This is a genomic window from Psychrobacter sp. NPDC077938 (assembly GCF_044542635.1).
Classification (GTDB): domain Bacteria; phylum Pseudomonadota; class Gammaproteobacteria; order Pseudomonadales; family Moraxellaceae; genus Psychrobacter.
This window is the reverse complement of record NZ_JBITUW010000002.1, coordinates 477,212-496,783: the sequence shown is the minus strand read 5'-3', so window position 1 is coordinate 496,783 and position 19,572 is coordinate 477,212. Positions and strand designations below refer to the sequence as shown.

The window sequence follows — 19,572 nt, the reverse complement described above, 5'->3', positions numbered from 1 at the left end:
AAGCTGCATGCTATCTGTGAATTTTTGAGCATACCTTTGGGCTGTAAGATGCATCGCTTAACTCTCTAGAACATGACATTGCTGTAATTTACTGTATATTTACTCATGCTAGCGACATTCGATATCGCTCGTGACAGCCGCTCATGTTAAACTGCCTATACAATATAGATGGCGAAAAAATAGACGTAGCAAATGTTATTCTATAAAGTATAGCCATGTTTTGCTGTATGCTATGGCACTGTATGCGAATGCCGTATTTAGATACAGTATGAAAATAGCATGGGGTTTTGTTGATCGTGTTTGCCATTTAAACCGTTTGACTATGATTAAATGCATGTGGTCTATGACAGGCTTACTATACAAGCACTATGTATCAGACCCAATCTATCAGTACAATACGTCATAACAAAAACTGCATTCGATAAAAAATTTTTGCTAGTGGATCGCTGACTATTTAGCGTCGTTTTTTATCACTAACCTTTTATATAGCATGATAGCGCCGCTGCTATTATGCGTCTTGTGTCGGAGAAGAAGTATGCAAGCTGTTGGCAATACGTTTATCAAACTGTCCTCAATAACCCTACTGGCGCTTAGCGTCAATCTAGTGGGTTGCCAGACTTTCAAAAATCTAACTGGCGCCAAAGATGGTGAGGCAGTAGAAACAGCTGAAAAATCAGAGCAAGGGTATTATAACGAGGCCGTCAATCAGATTGACAAAGGTCACTATATCCAAGGTATCGAAGAGCTGACCAATCTGCGTACATTCTACCCAACCGGACAGTACGCTGAGCAAGCCTTGCTTGACATGATGTATGCACAATACGAAGGCGACAAGTATGAAATGGCAGCAGCAAGTGCTGAGCAGTTTATCCGTCTCTACCCGTCTAACCCACAAGTCAGCTACGCCTACTATGTGCGCGGTGTTGCCAATATGGAAGGTTCATCTGAGAGCCTAAAGCTATTTAAACTGAACCAAGCTGAGCGTGATACCGCGTATTTGCGTATTGCCTTTGCCAACTTCCAAGAGCTTATCAATAAATATCCAAACAGCCCTTATGCACCAGATGCCGCTCAACGTATGACGTTCATCTATAACCAGTTTGCTGAGAGCGAAATGAGTGCAGCCAATTGGTATATCGAGCGTGAAGCTTATGTAGCAGCAGTTAACCGTGCCAAATGGGTATTCCAGTACTACCCGCTGAGTGAGTCAACGCCAGATGCTCTTGCGGTACTAGCCTATAGCCATGAAAAACTTGGTCTAACCGATTTGGCCAATGAGTACAAAACGCTGTTGCAGATCAACTATCCAGAAATGTTGACCAGCAACGGTAGTGTGAAATTAAGCACCAAACGTGACCGTACTTGGCTCAATAAGATTACCTTTGGCAAGCTTGGTCGTTCGAACACAACTGACAAATCAGTCGCATCTGGCGAGTATAACGGCGCAACCAAGACACAAATGATTCGTAATGCTGCCCAGTTGAGACTAGCAGGGACAAATACGACGCCTGCTAATACTCCAGTCGCCAATAATACTGCTGCACGTAATGGTATTAGCGTAGGCTTAGGTCTGCCTGAAGCGTCAGCTGAGCGCGTGACCAGTCAATCAAGTACTGGCTCAACTGCACGAGAAGCCAACGTCGATCCACTAAATACCAATCCAACACGTCGCACTACGCTAAATGACGACAGTGTGAGTGATATGGATAATAATTGATTACGTTAAGTCTCTTCTTAGCCTAGCTAACACAGTCTGTATTCATTGATAATAAGGTCAACATTATGTTGGCCTTATTTTTCTAGCAGTACCTTATTACCTCTGCCCCAACATAATCGACCTATGGTAAACTGTTTTTTGTATGAGCATTCCTAACCATATTCTTGAACAACTCAATAGCCAAGCTGACCTGATCAGCATCATTGGTAAACACACCACGCTTAAACGCGCTGGTAGTGAATATAAAGGCTGCTGCCCTTTTCACGGTGAAAAATCGCCTTCTTTTTATGTCAATCCACAAAAAAACATCTATCACTGCTTTGGCTGTAGCGTCGGTGGCAATGCCATCAGTTTTTTGCGTGATTATGAGAATTTGACATTCATTGAAGCGGTCAATGAACTATCAAAACAAACAGGCATCGAAGTACCGAAAGAAGAACAGCAAAACGTTAGTTATCAACGTCGCGCACCCAAACCTATTGCACCGCCGCCAGTTCACAATGTACCTAGTCCAACGATAGAACACAGCAAAGTAAATCAAGACGGTGCAGACCAAGACAACTATCGAAATAATCGTCAAGACATTTATCAAGACAATCATCAAAACAATGTTGCCCAAAGTGACCAAAACTACATAGACCAGCCCAGTTACGATGACAATCAGGGCTATGAGAATTTTCCACCGTTAGAGGCGTATGATTCAGCGTCCTATTCGATGGACTCGTATTCCTCCGAGCCGTATTTGCCAAACCATGCAGACGACAGTGGCTATCCGCCAGCATGGTTGACAGATACGGATGCTAGCACTGGTATGCAGGACACTCATGGTATTGAACAAAGCGATGATAAAGATGGCAATCTATATGAGCTACTAGAGCAAATCCAGCAGTTCTATCAGCACAATTTGACCACGCATCCCCATGCCAAGCACTACTTTTTATCACGCGGTATCACCGAAGACATCTTTGAGACCTTTGGTCTGGGCTATGCGCCATTTGGCTGGCAGCATCTTGAGCATCAATTTCCGCAGGATATTGAGGGTCTAAAAGCCTTAGGATTGGTACGTCAGTCAGAGTCTGGCCGCGACTACGATCTATTGCGCGACCGAGTCATCTTCCCAATTCGTGATAACCGAGGCCGCACTATTGGTTTTGGCGGTCGAGCGCTCGATGACGAAGTAAAGCCTAAATATATCAACTCCTCAGACTCGCCCGTCTTTCATAAACAGCATGTACTGTATGGCTATTATGAATCACGTCAGCAGCGTGCAGACAGTTGGCTGGTGGTCGAAGGCTATATGGATGTGATCGCCCTGTATCAAGCAGGTATCTATGGGGCAATCGCCTCGATGGGTACAGCAATTAATGAAAGCCAAATATCGCGTCTACTGACACTCAATCCAACGCTTACCTTGAGCTTTGATGGAGATAGTGCAGGCCAAAAAGCCGCTTGGCGTACACTTGAAGTTGCTCTGCCTGTATTGGCCGATGACAAAGAGCTGCGGTTTTTAACCCTGCCTAACAATCATGATCCTGATACTTTTATTAAGAGTCAGGGCAGCGGTGCCATGCGTGAGCAAATCGCTAATGCCATGCCGCTATCACAGTATATTTTTGCGTATTTGAGTGAGCGTTATGACATGAGTCTGGCTGAAGGCAAAGCCAAGCTCATGTCTCAAGTACGCTCGCTGACGACTGCTTTACCCAAAGGCAGTAGCTTTCGCTATTTGCTCAACAATGACGTTTATCAAAAGCTTGGCGGTAAACGCAGTCAAAATGTCGAGGCCAAAGATGCGCTGCTAGACTTTGATGGTGATATGACCATCAGTCAGCAATTGCAGCTTTGCTTTTTGTTTCAGCCGCGCGCGTTAATTGACGACCCTATTGAGTCTATTTGGCAACAATCAGGGATTAATGGCTTACATCTACCTGCTCATATCAAACAAAAAGCATCGCCTGATACTCTGCGTCCTCTTGCTTGGGAAGACTTGCAAGATGCCGCCCTGCTAGACATCGTAAGCACCATCAAGCGCTGTCTTAATTACCTACCAAAAGATGTCAATGCAGCGGCGCATTTTATTTTATCGAACGTAAAACCTGCGACCCAAGACATGCTCAGCCGTAATTGGGGCGGCTTCTATAAAGCGCTAACTGCACGTAATATTTTGGGGCTTGATGGCCTAATCGAAGAGCTAGTCAGTCAGCTGCTTGAGCGCAACATGAAGAAAAAAATACAAGAGCTGATACAGAACCCAGATCATATTAAGCTTGCGATCGTCCGTAAACAAACCCAATTATTGAATGATTGGCTACGCGCACAGCAGGCAGAGCAATCGGCACAGATGGTCACTGTACAGTCTTAATGTTTAATTTCAAATGTTGACCCTTTAAAAGTCTAGCAGCTGCCCCCACTACTAATGATTATGCCCAGTAGCATGAGTCGCTCCCAAATCATTTAGCTGATGGCAAATAATCAGTAAAAAATGGTCGGTAGCTATCACTAGCTCGTGCTTGACCACTGTGGTCTGTGTTAAACTGTGTCGCTGTATATTGACAGCACTGCTTGGTGAATGATTGTGAGCATGCATCGTTAAGCACAAATTTTAGGTATTATTTTTACGTATCAGCTTTTAGATACTATTTTTGAGTATTAAATTTTAAGTACTGTATTTTTTTAAGTACCATATTGAAGTCTTTTGAGCTTTTCTAATTTTTAGCTGTTTATCAGCATTGTTATTGTAGTGTTTTGAGCCTTTATTCATATCAACTCATTTTTGATATTATTGACAACCTCTACGCCATATTTTGATCAATCGATTGATAAGATCAACGCAAAGAGCGAGCGATAGCGAGTCACAATATAAAAATGTCCGATGCAAGTAAGCGAGTATTTATGAACGATAAGTCAGTTTCTAAGTCCACATCTCAACTGGCCACCTTAATCCAAATGGGCAAAGAGCAAGGGTATCTTACCTATGCTGAGGTGAATGACCAGCTGCCCGACTCTATTACCGAAAGCGATCAGATCGAAGACATTGTGCAAATGCTGACCGATGTCGGTATCAAAATCTTTGAATCAGCTCCTGATGCCGATGACATCTTGATGAACGATGATTCAAGTGATGATGATATGGCAGCAGATGAGGCAGCGGCAGTACTTGCCTCTGTTGAAACTGAGCCTGGTCGTACCACTGACCCTGTACGTATGTATATGCGTGAAATGGGTACGGTTGACCTACTAACTCGCGAAGGCGAGATTGCCATTGCGAAGCGTATCGAAGAAGGTATTCGTGATGTGCAGCATGCTATGTCTTACTGGCCTGGTACCGTACAATTTGTCCTTGACGAGTATCAAAAAGTACAAGATGGCGAAAAAAAGCTATCTGACGTCATCACTGGTTTCTTAGACCCTGAAACCGAAGAAGACAAAATCGCTGCCCAAGAAGCAAAAGAAGCGGCGAAAGAAGAGCGTGAGCGCATTAAAGAAGAAAAAGAAAATCCACCGGTTATCAAAGCCAAGGTCAATGCGAAAGCAGCTGCGCTTGATGATGACGACGAAGACGAAGATGATGTTGAAGACGAAGCTGAAGAAGAAACCAGCGGTCTTGATCCAGAAGAAGTTCGTTTACGTCTAGAAGAGATCGAACATCTATTTATCAAAGCCAAGCAAGCATTGCTAGATTATGGCCGCGGTAGTGTACAGGCTGATACAGCGTATGCCCTACTTGCTGAGCGCTTTATGATGCTAAAGCTAAATAACCGCTTGTCAGACCAAGTCATGGCTATCATGCATGACGTCTATGACGACGTACGTAAGCAAGAACGTCAAATAATGCGTTTGGTGATTCGCCGTGGTCGTATGCCGCGTGAAGAGTTCCGTAAGACCTTTCCTAGCAATGAAACCAATGTTGATTGGTTGATTGAACGTATCAAAGGTAAGCCTGCATTTGCTGGTACGCTAGAAAAAGTCACTGATGACGTCATTTTACTTCAACGTCGTATCCGTGATTATGAACAGCAGCTCGACATGAAAATCCACGACATGAAAGATGTGGCACGTCGTATGGCTGTTGGTGAAGCAAAAGCTCGCCGCGCGAAAAAAGAAATGGTTGAAGCTAACCTACGTCTGGTTATCTCTATCGCCAAAAAATATACCAACCGTGGCCTACAGTTCTTGGATCTTATCCAAGAAGGTAACATCGGTCTGATGAAAGCCGTTGATAAGTTTGAATATCGCCGTGGTTATAAGTTCTCGACCTATGCTACTTGGTGGATTCGTCAGGCGATTACTCGCTCTATCGCTGACCAAGCGCGCACCATCCGTATCCCTGTGCATATGATTGAGACGATCAACAAGATAAACCGTGTCTCACGTCAACTGCTACAAGAAATGGGCCGCGAGCCAACGCCTGAGGAATTAGGCGAACGCTTAGAGATGGACGAAGTTAAAGTCCGTAAAGTGCTGAAGATTGCCAAAGAGCCTATCTCTATGGAAACCCCTATCGGTGATGATGAAGATTCTCACCTAGGTGATTTCATCGAAGATGGTACAATTTCAAGCCCTGTCGATGATGCGACTGCTGCTGGTCTACAAGAAGCGACGCGTGATGTACTTGGCAACCTGACTGAGCGTGAAGCACGTGTCCTCAAAATGCGTTTCGGTATCGATATGCCAACGGATCATACTCTAGAAGAAGTCGGTAAGCAGTTCGATGTAACGCGTGAGCGTATTCGTCAGATTGAGGCAAAAGCATTGCGTAAATTGCGTCATCCATCACGTTCTGAACACTTGCGCTCTTTCCTTGAAAATGATTAAATTTTCAGAGAAATACTGAGCCTAACTAATAGGTTTTAGATAGTTGCCAAAAATAAAAAAGCTGAGTATATCTCAGCTTTTTTTGTGCCTGCTTTTTTAGTTCTAGAATTTATTAATCACAGCGTTTGTTAATTACAATTTTTTTAATTGCAAAGCTGTTTAATTACAAAGCTCCTTAATTACAAAGCCTCCTAATAATAAATCTCTTTAACCCAAGCGCTCCTCGTTCAATACATCCCTATTTTTTTACCTTCTACTATCTTCTCTTATTCAAAATTATCCAAGTTTAGATACAACTCTCCTTCAAAAACCACTTTATAGTTGACACTATCAACCTTATTCTATATAGTTGCTTCTATCAACTATATCAAAGGGTCTTTATGTCTAATAATTCATTGAGCGAAACACTACATCAATTGATGCATACCTATACCAATCTATTGCTAGAAGGCATTCGCCAGCAAGGTGTGGAGTTGTCCGTGACCAATATCAGAACCTTAAAAGGCGTCTGTTACAACCCGAATAGCACTGCGCTATCTATCTCTAAACACATGCAGCGAGACAAAGCGCAAATCACTCGTGCCTTAAATAACCTATTGGCGGCTGAGCTAATTTTAAAGACGGATAACCCACTTGATGGTCGCAGCCAATTACTACAGCTGACCCCTAAAGGCGAAGAAGTTATGACAAAACTTGATGCAGCAGAAGAATGGACAAGACAGCAATTAACGAAAGATTTAAGCCTCGTAGAGCTTGCGTTATTTTTCCGTGTCAGTCGCACCATGATAGACAACGTTAGCAACAGCAAGACTACCGATAAATAAGTAAGGACAGATCCATATGAATAATACAATAAATCAAAAACCAGTGCGTGAAATCATGACCGTTGCTCACAAGCAAATGATTACTCCGCACTACATCCGTATATACCTCACAGGGCAAGCAGATACTATTGCCAATATTGCGACTATGACGGTTGGCGCAAATAACAAAGTACTTATTCCTGTCGATAAAGCTCAGCCAATTGACCTAAATGACAATACTACATTCGTTGTTCGCACTTATACTCATCGCGGCGCCGATGTGGCAAAACAACAGATCTGGATTGATTTTGTCGCTCATGGTGATGAGGCACCCGCTTCAGGCTGGGCCACTCATGCTGAGGTTGGCGACGAGATTGGTATCTTAATGAAGCCTAAAACCAAAGCGCTTTGTCCCGATGCAGATAATTTTCTACTGATTGGCGATGCCACAGCGATACCAGTGCTCGGCTCAATATTAGAAAGCTTGCCTGCCAGTGCGACTGGTCAATGCATCATCGAAGTGCACGGTACAGAAGATGAGCAAGAATTGCCGGCAGTAGCCAATATCACCATGACATGGTTACATAACCCAGATCCAACGCAAGGCAGCCAATTAATCGACACAGTAAAATCTCTCGATTTGCCAACTGCAGAGCAGAGTCGTTTTGCTTATATCGCTAGCGAATTCTCATCTGTCAAAGCCCTTCGTCATTACCTAAAGGTCGAGCAACAGTGGTCTAAAGATGAACTATATGCCTTTTCTTACTGGAAAGCAGGTGTTGCAGAAGACCAATCTGTAAGCGATCGACAGGCAGAAAAAAACACTGACTAATTAAACGCTCTTTATGAGAGGAAAATGACTATGGCTCCAAATACTATGCCGTCAAATACCGAGACCCTGCTCATTGATGGCTCTAAAAATAGTGGCGCTAAGAATGATGGCACTAAAAAAACACCGTTGCTCTACAAAGTGTTATTAATACTTGCCTTAATGACTGTCATAGGTGGTCTCTTAACAGGTGTGATGACCTATATAAATGTCGGATACTCCGATACGTTTTTTATAGACTGGTCTAGAGCGCTACTGGCGGCGTATGCGATCATGCCGATTGGCTTCTTACTGATGGGACTGGTCACAAAATTTATTAATCATAAGTTATCTAATACCAAAGCATACAAGCGCAATCTCATTACAGGTGTGTTAATGGCTTGTATAATGGAGTCTATGTTGGCCTTTAGTACTGCCTCAAAGACGATTGGTTTTGCTAATCAAACGGCATTTTTAAATGGCTGGTTAGAAGGGTTTCTAGTTGCATTACCAGTAGGATTGACGTTAATGGTCATCGTTTCTATGACTATTAAACCAAAAATTGAGGCATTTCTAAAAAGCTAAGATATCACGACGATGCTTATTAGGTTTTTCGGTACTTTACCACGACGCTAACCAGATTAATAAAAAAGCTTAATAAAATTGAAGAACATAAAGCATCAAGGGCGTGTTGAATATTCAACACGCCCTTGTCATGTCGGAAGCTTTCTAATACTATTTTACTGCTAGTTTGGCAAAGAACTAACGTGTATTTAATAAGTCAGTCGTAACAACCTTTACTGTTAGATTCGATTTGAAACAGTCTTTTTTTGTCCATCATATATTGTTACTATTCGACAATATTCCGATGACTAGACAGTACAACTGTCATAATTAATTTAGTTTTGGCTGTATACTCTACTGTTATAGAAACGTATAGTCAGAAGATAAACGCTAGTTATAAGCTGTATGCTACTAGTAGCCGTTTATTTGTATATGGTTGACACACTAGCGGTAAATAGATTCTACTCCGCTTTAGTGTTTATACCCATAATGAGTAAGCTAAAAATCTAATGTTCTACTCTAACAGTTGTTGATTATTAACTAGGTATCGATATCACACATTTTATGAATACAGAAAACATAATATCTGCACTTAACAACCCCATGCGTCGTCAAATCATAAAGTGGTTGAAGGACAGATCAAACTTCCCAGCGTCATTACCAGAGCATGCTAATTTGGATGGAGTATGCGTCAGCTACATTCAAGAAAAAGCTGGATTGTCGCAATCAACCATTTCAAACTATATGGGTGTGTTAAAAAAAGCAGGATTGGTTACGTCCGAACGCCATGGACAATGGACGTTTTATCAGCGTCATGAAGCTAACATCGAAGCATTTCTCAATGAAGTTGAAAAAGAGCTGTTAAAGCTTTAAAAATTTCTCATAATCTTTAGAGCTATTTTTTTTCACTACACAACATCTAAATATTTCAATATAACGATTAACTATCTCAATATCACACCATTTTCTAAATTATCATCCTCTTCTCTTCTAGCTATCTTGTCCCTTCTGATTATCTATTGCCTCCTAAAATATTTATCCATAATAGAATATAGTATTCTAATCAGTTTTTAATTTGCATAAAAAAAGCCAAGGTACACTCAGCTTTTTTGTATTTATCAATATGACACTATTAATACGTAGCTAATTTAATGCGCGCCTAAGCTTTGCTCAGCATCTGGCTTATCATGCACACCGAAATTGTCTATCATCGCTTGGCTCGCCTCGTTCAAACCGATGAGCTCTACTTCAGTGCCTTCGCGGCGAAATTTAATGATGACTTTATCTATGGCAGCGACTGCTGTCACGTCCCAAAAATGCGCGCGCGACACGTCAATGACCACGTTAGAGACAGATTCTTTAATATCAAAGGAATCAATCATACGCTCTGCTGATGAGAAAAATACTTGTCCATCAACTCGATAATAACGCGTTTGCGCTGCTTCATCCATGTGACTATGCACGCTCATATAGCGCTCAATCTTATTGGCAAAGAACAGTGCTGACAGCAATACCCCAATCAATACGCCATAGGCCAAGTTATGCGTTGCGACTACCACAGCGACGGTCGTAATCATGACAACATTACTTTGCAGCGGCTTAGTTTTTAGCTCTCTAAAGGAACCCCAGTTAAAAGTACCGATAGACACCATAATCATTACAGCGACCAATGCGGCCATTGGAATAATCTTTAGCCAGTCGCTTAAAAACACCACCATCAATAACAAAAATACGCCTGCCACTAAGGTAGAAAGACGCGTATAGCCGCCTGATTTGACGTTGATGATAGACTGCCCAATCATCGCACAGCCTGCCATCCCGCCAAAAAAACTGCTAACAACATTGGCAATACCTTGGCCTTTGCACTCTTGCGTACGGTCGCCTTTGGTATCAGTCAAGTCATCTACGATAGTCATGGTCATCATAGACTCAAGTAAGCCCACTATCGCCAAACTAATAGAATACGGAAAAATAATAATCAACGTATCTAAGTTCAACGGGATATCAGGTATCAAAAACATCGGCAGAGTGTCAGGCAACTGACCCATATCATTGATGGTTCGAGCCTCTGCACCTAATAAGATGGCTATAGCCGTGACCAGTACAATACTGACCAATGGCGATGGAATCACTTTGCCAATCTTTGGAATATATGGATAGCCATAGATAATGACTAGACCTAGCGCTACAAGACCGTATACGTGTACTAGATTTGAACCTGCCTGCGGCATCAGCTCAGGAACCTGCGACATAAAAATCAAAATAGCCAAGGCATTGATAAAGCCCAGTACCACAGATTGAGACACATATTTCATAAGATTACCTAGCTTTAAGAAGCCAAATATAATCTGTATAACACCTGTCAGCACACTGGCTGCTAACAAGTACTGCAATCCATAATCCTTGACCAGCGTCACCATTAGTAACGCCATCGCACCCGTCGCCGCCGAAATCATCGCTGGACGACCGCCGACAAACGCAATCACTACTGCGATACAAAATGAGGCATAAAGCCCTACTTGGGGATCGACACCAGCAATGATAGAAAACGCAATCGCTTCAGGAATAAGCGCCAAAGCGACGACCATGCCAGCCAAGACATCGCCTCTCACATTGGATAGCCAATGCTCTTTAATTGTATTTAACATATTTAACTCAGTTTTGGGGAACTGCTATAGTCTGTCAATAAACGAGGTATCTGATAGTTATTTGGAAAGTATCCAATGGTTACTTAGGAAATATCTAAAAAGTAGTTAAAAACCCGCTCACATCAAAAGTCTGACACATCTCTATCTAGGTACATTGCCCAGTGCTTATCAAATGATAAATATAAAAATGTGAACGATCATAGTTAGCGAGTTATCGTCATAACTTACTTTTAGTGGGGTAATCTTTACGATCCACTAGGTATATCGAATAGTGATACAAACGTTAAAGCAGTGCGTGCGCACAAGAAAAAGCGTCAGACGCTTTATGAGAGTAATTGCTATAGGAAGCAATCATTATTGAGGAGAGGGTCAGCTAGGGTGGCGTATTCATCTTTGTGGTGACAGCTTTTATAGAGTTAAGAAGTAATATTTCGCGTCATTTTAACATACATAAAGTGGATTAATAAAAACATCGCCCTTTTCGCCGAGGATTTAACTCCTTTAGCTATCTCAATTACCGAGCTTAAGTGATTACCTTACTCTTCTGTTTGAATAAATTTATAGTCTTTTGGGCTTTACAGATTTCGTTTCTATATTAGAATCACACGAGACATTGAATAGTGTCTTCATATGTCTCCATATACCCCATCGCTAGGAAACTGACATGATTGTCCGGCAAACGCCCAATGCCCTTAAGATATTTTTGACCCTGCGTGGATCAATCATTCCAAAAATCTATCCGCAAATTTTGCTGATTACTATTCTTAGTACGCTTATCACGATTATCCAGCACTGGCTTCCTGACTCGTTTCCTTATTATGGTATGGCAACGTTTACCTTGCTTGGAATTGCGTTATCGTTGTTTCTTGGGTTTCGAAACAATGCCAGTTATCAGCGTTGGTGGGAAGCGCGCGGACTGTGGGGTCAGCTGGTATATGATTCTCGTAGCTTAACGCGCCAAGTGCTGTCTTTTATAGATGATGACGATGCGACTGCCATAGATGATAGCGAGGATAACAATGCAACTGCACGCGATACTCAGCGAACGATGGTATATCTGACCATTGCTTTTGCCCATGCGGTGCGTCATCGATTGCGTGGTACGCCACCTTGGGCGGATATCGAGCCTCTTGTCGCAGCGTTACATCATGACCGTATGCGCCAAGCGAAAAACGTACCTGATTATATAATGCGCCTAATGGGTAAGCAGCTAGGCGACATTCGGCGTCAAGGACTGGTATCGGAGCAAGTCATACAAAATATGGACGAGCGCCTGACCTCTATGACAATTGTACTGGCAGCTTGCGAGCGCATTCATAACACCCCACTGCCATTTGCTTACATGCTGCTGGTACATCGCACCACCTATTTGTATTGCATTATGTTGCCTTTTGGCTTGGTGGCCTCACTTGGTTGGGCGACCCCGTTGATTTGTGCGGTGATTGCTTATACCTTTTTTGGTTTGGACACGCTTAGTGAAGAGTTAGAAGAGCCTTTTGGCTTGGCGGCTAACCAGTTACCTTTGACTGCCTTGTCACGCACTATCGAGATTAATCTACGAGAGGCATTGGGAGAGACGGATATTCCACCTGATATCACTCCTATCAATGGTTATTTACAGTAGCTTCTATTAATAGTTTTAATAAAAGCCACTTAGCTTACTACTTCAAGATGAAACGGACTAAATACAGACTTCACTTGAATAATCGCTCATAGACCACTATAAACAGTGCATATATTCTCTGCCTAATATAGCCAGTCCACTATAAAAGTATGACAGCGTTAACCTCGCTTGAAGTATCACAGTTACATCTACACTCGGTTGCCTTGTACTACTTTTAAATTGAATAGACTATAGCTTGACTGATTAAACTGCCACTTACGACCATACTGAGCATGCCTCAGGTTTTTGCGTTATGCTTTTGGCATAGTTTGAGCAGATGTTTAACTAACTGAATGTCTATAGCAGCGATTTTCGAATGACTTAACGTTAGTTACTTATTTACTTATTTACTGCTAATGACTGATTAACTTTTTTCTATTTACCTATATAAGCGAGGCTCATATCATGAGTGATGATTCAAAAGACAACAACGACAACAGCGCAAATAACCCAACCAGCAATCAGCCATCCGTTAAAGTAACTGATTTGACGCCAAATAAAGGTGCGTTGGTAGGCAAAAAGACCGATATTCAAAACCCAGAGCTTTGGGAGTTCCCGATGAACTACCCACTAAGCATCATCGGTCATGAAGGCGAGCGTGAAAGTTTGCTTAATGAAGTGAAGCTAATTTTGGGTAGCCAGTTCCCTGATTTTGATTTGGCGTCTATTGAAGTTAAGCCGTCTAAAACGGGTCGTTTTCACTCAGCACGGGTCAATTTGTACCTCACCGCTGCTGAGCAAGTGAATGCGCTTTATGCCTCATTGGACAATGCAAAAACGGTTCGTATTGTTTTATAAGTGGCCTAAAAAACTTTAACGCCTTTTTAGTCCAAATCGTCACTCATACGGGTGGCGATTTTTTGTGGTTTGATGTACAATCTGCGCCCGCATTATTGCCGCTATGACTCCCATTATCAGTCGACAATAACCGAGAGAATGAAAAGTAAATCTCACGATATTTTTACAAAAATTTTATTATTGACCGCATTTGCGTCTAACCCTTATCCCATCGTCCTTTGCCAAAATTTGGACCGCCTACAACCTTGTAGCAACATAGTTTTATTCTAAAATCAATATAGTATTTTCAAAATTTTCCCGCTATATTGTGCCTACCAATTAACAAACACGCTATATGTAGTACTCAGTGATTTTAACCGTCACTATGAGTAGTGGTAGCTTTTTGCCCAAAAAAACCAGCTAGCACAATCCAGCATAATAGCGTTATAAAGAATGTCTGCCGCCCACTCGGCGCGCAGCATCACAATAAGCAATCAAAATAGAGGCCAGCATGACACATATTGACAAAATCCAAGTAACCAAACGTGATGGACGTTTAGAGCCTATTGATTTAGACAAAATTCACAAGGTAATAGCGTGGGCAGCTCACGGCTTGGACAACGTGTCTGTTTCTCAAGTTGAGCTAAAGTCGCACATCCAGTTTTATGAAGGTATCAAGACTCGTGACATTCACGAAACCATCATCAAATCTGCCGCCGACCTAATCTCTGAAACCACACCTGACTATCAATATCTTGCTGCGCGTTTGGCTATCTTCCATTTACGTAAGATTGCTTATAACAAATTCACCCCGCCGCACCTATATGATCATGTCAAAACCTTAACAGACGCTGGCAAATACGATCAGCATATCCTAGCTGACTATAGCCGTGCTGAATTTGATGAGTTAGAAGAGTATCTGGATCACTGGCGCGATATGAACTTGGCTTATGCTGCTGTTGAGCAAATGGCTGGTAAATACTTGGTACAGGATCGCGTGAGCAAGACTGTCTATGAAAGCCCGCAGTTCTTGTATATGCTCGTCGGTATGTGCTTGTTTAGCCAATACGACAAGTCAGATCGTCTTGATTTCGTCAAACGCTTCTATGATGCGACTTCAGAATTCAAAATCTCACTACCAACCCCTATCATGTCAGGCGTACGTACGCCATCGCGCCAGTTTAGCTCGTGCGTATTGATCGAATGTGGTGATAGCCTAGACTCTATCAACGCAACTACTAGCGCCATCGTACGCTATGTGTCACAGCGTGCTGGTATCGGCATCAACGCAGGTCGCATCCGTGCCCTTGGTAGCCCTATCCGTGGCGGTGAAGCACAGCACACCGGTTGTATCCCATTCTACAAATTGTTCCAAACGGCAGTTAAATGTTGCTCACAAGGCGGCGTCCGTGGCGGTGCTGCAACCCTATTCTACCCATTGTGGCATTTAGAAGTTGAGTCATTACTGGTACTGAAAAACAACCGCGGCGTCGAAGACAACCGTGTCCGTCATATGGACTACGGCGTACAGTTAAACAAAACAATGTACACGCGCCTCATCAAAGGTCAAGACATCTCGCTTTTCTCACCAGGCGATACGCCAGGCCTATATGATGCGTTCTTTGAAGATCAAGACAAGTTCGAAGAGCTATACACCAAGTACGAAAATGATCCTAACGTACGTAGTCGTCAGATCCCAGCCGCAGACTTGTTCAGCCTGATGATGCAAGAGCGCGCCAGTACTGGCCGTATCTATATTCAAAACGTCGATCATTGCAACACGCATAGCCCATTTGACGCGACGGTTGCCCCGATTCGCCAGTCAAACCTATGTATGGAAATCGCGCTACCGACCAAGCCACTGGATAACATCAATGACGAAGAAGGCGAAATCGCCCTTTGTACGCTATCAGCGGTCAACTTAGGTAAAGTCGAAAACGTCAGCGACATCGAGGAGCCAGCTGAGCTAATCGTCCGTGCGCTTGATGCCCTGCTCGACTATCAAGACTATCCAGTAAAAGCGGCTCAAAACGGCAGTATGCGTCGCCGTACGCTAGGTGTGGGCGTAATCAACTATGCTTATTACTTAGCTAAGAATGGCGCACGCTACTCTGACGACAGCGCGCTTGGTCTGACCCATCAAACGTTTGAAGCATTGCAATTCTATCTCTTGAAAGCGTCAAACAAATTGGCAAAAGAGCAAGGCGCGTGCCCTGCGTTCAATGAGACTACGTACTCACAAGGTATCTTGCCGATTGATACGTATAAAGCCGACTTGGACAAAATCTGCCAAGAGCCGCTACATCTCGATTGGGAAACGCTACGTGGCGAGATCACCGAGCACGGTCTACGCAACTCTACCCTAACCGCCTTGATGCCGTCTGAGACCTCTAGTCAGATCGCCAACGCGACCAACGGTATCGAGCCACCACGTGGTCTGGTCTCTATCAAAGCGTCAAAAGATGGCATCCTAAAGCAAGTCGTGCCTGAGATTGATAAGCTAAAAGATCAGTACGAGCTACTATGGCAAATGCCAAACAATGACGGTTACCTAAAGCTGGTCGCTATCATGCAAAAATTCGTCGATCAAAGCATCTCTGCCAATACCAACTACGATCCTGTTCGTTATGCTGGTGGCCGTGTACCGATGAAGATATTGCTAAAAGACTTGCTAAACGCTTATAAGATGGGTGTGAAGACGTTGTACTACCATAACACTCGTGATGGTGCGAACGATGCCCAAGCGGATATGGAAGATGATTGTGCTGGCGGTGCATGTAAGATCTAGGTTTGTAAGAGAGGTTCTTTAAATAGAATTTCTGATGGATGGCGGGTTTGGCTTTTTTGTTGGGCTCGCTATGCTTAAATATTTAGACTAGCGGTGAAACCTCTGTGCCAAGTAAGATTATTGTATTACTGGCTTAAAAAATAGCATAGTAATTCATTAATACATAAATAGTTATAGACTTACCACATGAGACCATATTTCATGATTGACAAAGAACTCCTAACTTCTTACTTCACAACAAACCAAAATACTTATTGGCCTTGTTCAACTTGTTCTAATGGTTATCTACTGCTTCATGAGAATACGTTTTTTAGTGAAGAAACTTCTGCTTCTCAAAAAACACAATCTCACTATGGATGGGAGCCAGAATTGATTAGTCTCGTATATAGTTGCATTTTTAGATGCTCAAATAACAATTGTAATGAACAGTTTGTAAGCTCAGGTCATGGTTGTTTGGAGTGGGATATAGAGGAAGATGAACACGGTATCGAAAAGCAAGTTTATTCACCATGTTTCGAGCCTTATTATCTTTATCCATCATTAAAAATCATCGACATACCTAAAAATGTTCCAGATGATATTACCAATCAACTTAATAAGTCTTTTGAATTATTTTTTAGTTCTCCTTCTGCTGCAATAAATCATGCACGCTCCGCCTTGGAGCTAATATTGAATCATCTCAAAGTACCAAAGACTACTATAAACAGTAAAAATAAGAGAGTTAAAATAAACTTACATAATAGAATTGATAAACTAGCTAAGCAAAATTCTGAACTCAAAGAATTACTTTTGGCAATTAAATGGATTGGTAATGAAGGTAGTCATCCAGAAAAGAGATTAACCAAAAATGATGTCATTGACTTGTATGAAATTTTAGAACATGTTCTATCTGAATTATTCGAAAACAAATCTAAAACCATTCTAGCGAAAGCTAAAAAAATCAATAAGGCAAAAGGCATTAAATAACATAGCTCAGATTAGCCAAGGTTGTAGGTTGGGTTGACGAAGGAAACCCAATGGTTTGAGTCTTTGTTGGGTCTCGTACCTCGACACCAACCTACTCAAAAGCATAGAAAGTTGTTAAGAAAAAAGAAAGACGCCTGAATAAGGCTTTTTAGCCCCGACTATAGCGGTATCCTGCTGACGACGATGGCGATGCAGTCTGTGACTGGACGTAGTATCGAGACAACAGGAATGCGGTCAGACACGATAGACTGCACGCCAGCGGCAAGGCAGATACAAGCGGTAGGCGGGATTGGCTACTGTTATAATTAAAACATACAGACAGAATAAAACGACGGAGGTCATGTGCAATATACCGCAATCATCAAAGACGGTGGTTTGTTTATCCCAAACGTATTTTCAGACCTAAACGATGGTGGCTCGCATATCGTACAAGTCGAGGTTGATATTGCAGAGGTGCGTCAGCAGTTAGGCATGAATGAAGCACCAAAGGCAGCCGTCGCCAAAAAAAGCGTGGCAAAGGCAGCCAAAAAACCCGTGTCGAGAGCGGCTAAAAAAGACATAAAAATAGCAGCGGAAGAGTCTGATGTGAGTACCTTACGCAAAAGCGCGCTTGATGAATTAGAAGCACTCGATGATAGTGAGCTGAGCGAAATATTCAAAGCCTATATGAACGATGGGCAAGAGTCATCACAGATATCACTAGAGAACCTCTAAGCTAAAACGCTATAATCCAAAACCGTGTCATAACATCACATTAAAGCCAGTCAAACCCCTATAAATTAATAACCGTATCAATTATAAAGGCAGTCCCATGACTTACTCGATTTTTTCTCAAACGCCAAACAATGCGCTAAAAGAGCCGATGTTCTTTGGTCAGCCCGTCAACGTGGCGCGCTATGATCAACAAAAGCACCCAATCTTTGAGCAATTGATTGAAAAGCAGCTATCGTTCTTTTGGCGTCCAGAAGAAGTCGATGTATCACGCGACCGTATCGACTTTAGCAATCTGTCCTCGCATGAGCAGCACATATTTTTGAGCAACCTCAAGTACCAGACCCTACTCGACTCTATCCAAGGTCGTAGTCCAAACGTAGTGCTACTGCCACTGGTGTCTATCCCTGAGCTTGAGACGTGGATTGAGACATGGTCGTTCTCTGAGACCATTCACTCACGCAGCTATACGCATATCATTCGTAATATCGTCAATGACCCAAATATCATCTTTGATGACATTATGCAAAACGAGCACATCTTAGGCCGTGCCTCTGATATCGCCCAGTACTATGATGAGCTGTATCGCAACTCACAGCTATATAGCCTGTACGGTCCAGGTACGCATAACATCAATGGCGAGCAAGTAACGGTTGATTTGAGATCACTGAAAAAGCAGATGTATCTATGCATTATGGCGGTCAACGTCCTAGAAGCCATTCGTTTCTATGTGTCGTTTGCCTGCTCGTTTGCCTTTGCTGAGCGTAAATTAATGGAAGGTAATGCGAAGATTATCAAGCTAATCGCTCGTGATGAAGCGCTGCATTTGACTGGTACTCAGCACATGCTGAACCTGATGCGTAATGGTCGTGACGATCCTGAAATGGTCGAGATTGCCGCAGAGTGCTACGAAGAAAGTATCGAGATTTTCCGCAAGGCGGCTGAGCAAGAAAAAGAATGGGCAGGCTATCTGTTCAAAGATGGCTCGATGATCGGTCTAAACAAAGACATTCTTTGCCAATATATCGAATACATCACCAACTTACGTATGGAAACTGTCGGCTTGCCAGCGGCATTCCCGAACTCAAAATCAAACCCAATCCCGTGGATCAATACGTGGTTGTCGTCTGACAATGTGCAAGTAGCACCGCAAGAGACCGAGATTAGCTCGTACTTGGTTGGTCAGATTGACTCTGACTTATCAGACAGTGATTTTGATGACTTTGAATTATAAGAGCTGAGTTGTAAGAGCTTTGAGAGATAAAGGCTTGAGCAGTAGAGATTTGAAGCTATAAAACTTCTACCGCTGTAA

Annotated in this window: 14 protein-coding genes; 13 read left to right on the top strand and 1 reads right to left on the bottom strand. The window is 42.7% G+C overall.

What is annotated here, in order from left to right; translation table 11 throughout:
- Nucleotides 1-535 precede the first annotated feature (535 nt).
- From ACIGBM_RS05545 to ACIGBM_RS05515, 7 genes are all read left to right on the top strand, one after another.
- Nucleotides 536-1,717 carry an outer membrane protein assembly factor BamD gene (locus ACIGBM_RS05545; protein WP_101204786.1) on the top strand — a complete coding sequence of 394 codons (1,182 nt, stop codon included), beginning with the start codon at nt 536-538 and terminating at the stop codon, nt 1,715-1,717.
- Nucleotides 1,718-1,859: 142 nt separating this feature from the next.
- Nucleotides 1,860-4,079, top strand: coding sequence for a DNA primase (locus tag ACIGBM_RS05540; RefSeq protein WP_397477029.1), 2,220 nt, complete (start codon nt 1,860-1,862; stop codon nt 4,077-4,079).
- 530 nt (nt 4,080-4,609) lie between these two features.
- Nucleotides 4,610-6,532: an RNA polymerase sigma factor RpoD gene (gene rpoD, locus ACIGBM_RS05535; protein ID WP_191115137.1), complete on the top strand. Its 1,923-nt coding sequence runs from the start codon at nt 4,610-4,612 to the stop codon at nt 6,530-6,532.
- A gap of 380 nt (nt 6,533-6,912) precedes the next feature.
- Nucleotides 6,913-7,356 carry a MarR family winged helix-turn-helix transcriptional regulator gene (locus tag ACIGBM_RS05530; protein ID WP_397477028.1) on the top strand — a complete coding sequence of 148 codons (444 nt, stop codon included), beginning with the start codon at nt 6,913-6,915 and terminating at the stop codon, nt 7,354-7,356.
- 16 nt (nt 7,357-7,372) lie between these two features.
- The gene (locus tag ACIGBM_RS05525; RefSeq protein WP_397477027.1) at nt 7,373-8,167 is read left to right on the top strand and encodes a siderophore-interacting protein; all 795 of its coding nucleotides are present in this window, start codon (nt 7,373-7,375) and stop codon (nt 8,165-8,167) included.
- A gap of 30 nt (nt 8,168-8,197) precedes the next feature.
- Nucleotides 8,198-8,728, top strand: a complete 531-nt coding sequence (locus ACIGBM_RS05520) for a DUF2798 domain-containing protein (RefSeq protein ID WP_397477026.1) — start codon at nt 8,198-8,200, stop codon at nt 8,726-8,728.
- Nucleotides 8,729-9,271: 543 nt separating this feature from the next.
- Entirely contained in the window at nt 9,272-9,580 is a 309-nt protein-coding gene (locus ACIGBM_RS05515) for a helix-turn-helix transcriptional regulator (protein WP_101204781.1), read from the top strand.
- A 275-nt stretch (nt 9,581-9,855) separates the two neighbouring features.
- Here the strand turns inward: ACIGBM_RS05515 and ACIGBM_RS05510 are convergent, their stop codons facing one another.
- The gene (locus tag ACIGBM_RS05510) at nt 9,856-11,355 is read right to left on the bottom strand and encodes a SulP family inorganic anion transporter (RefSeq protein WP_397477025.1); all 1,500 of its coding nucleotides are present in this window, start codon (nt 11,353-11,355) and stop codon (nt 9,856-9,858) included.
- Nucleotides 11,356-12,019: 664 nt separating this feature from the next.
- Here ACIGBM_RS05510 and ACIGBM_RS05505 point away from each other — a divergent pair.
- The 6 genes from ACIGBM_RS05505 (at nt 12,020) to nrdB (ending at nt 19,494) form a co-directional block, all read left to right on the top strand.
- Complete coding sequence (locus tag ACIGBM_RS05505; protein ID WP_397477024.1) at nt 12,020-12,979, top strand: bestrophin family protein; 960 nt, start codon at nt 12,020-12,022, stop codon at nt 12,977-12,979.
- 546 nt (nt 12,980-13,525) lie between these two features.
- A complete protein-coding gene (locus ACIGBM_RS05500; RefSeq protein ID WP_057762424.1) occupies nt 13,526-13,816 on the top strand; it encodes a YbeD family protein in 291 nt (96 codons plus the stop codon).
- Between the two features lie 490 nt (nt 13,817-14,306).
- The gene (nrdA, locus tag ACIGBM_RS05495) at nt 14,307-16,583 is read left to right on the top strand and encodes a class 1a ribonucleoside-diphosphate reductase subunit alpha (protein ID WP_102090443.1); all 2,277 of its coding nucleotides are present in this window, start codon (nt 14,307-14,309) and stop codon (nt 16,581-16,583) included.
- Between the two features lie 201 nt (nt 16,584-16,784).
- Complete coding sequence (locus ACIGBM_RS05490) at nt 16,785-17,549, top strand: DUF4145 domain-containing protein (RefSeq protein ID WP_397477023.1); 765 nt, start codon at nt 16,785-16,787, stop codon at nt 17,547-17,549.
- Nucleotides 17,550-17,891: 342 nt separating this feature from the next.
- Complete coding sequence (locus ACIGBM_RS05485) at nt 17,892-18,263, top strand: hypothetical protein (protein ID WP_397477022.1); 372 nt, start codon at nt 17,892-17,894, stop codon at nt 18,261-18,263.
- A 97-nt stretch (nt 18,264-18,360) separates the two neighbouring features.
- Complete coding sequence (gene nrdB / locus ACIGBM_RS05480; RefSeq protein WP_057759544.1) at nt 18,361-19,494, top strand: class Ia ribonucleoside-diphosphate reductase subunit beta; 1,134 nt, start codon at nt 18,361-18,363, stop codon at nt 19,492-19,494.
- Nucleotides 19,495-19,572 lie beyond the last annotated feature (78 nt).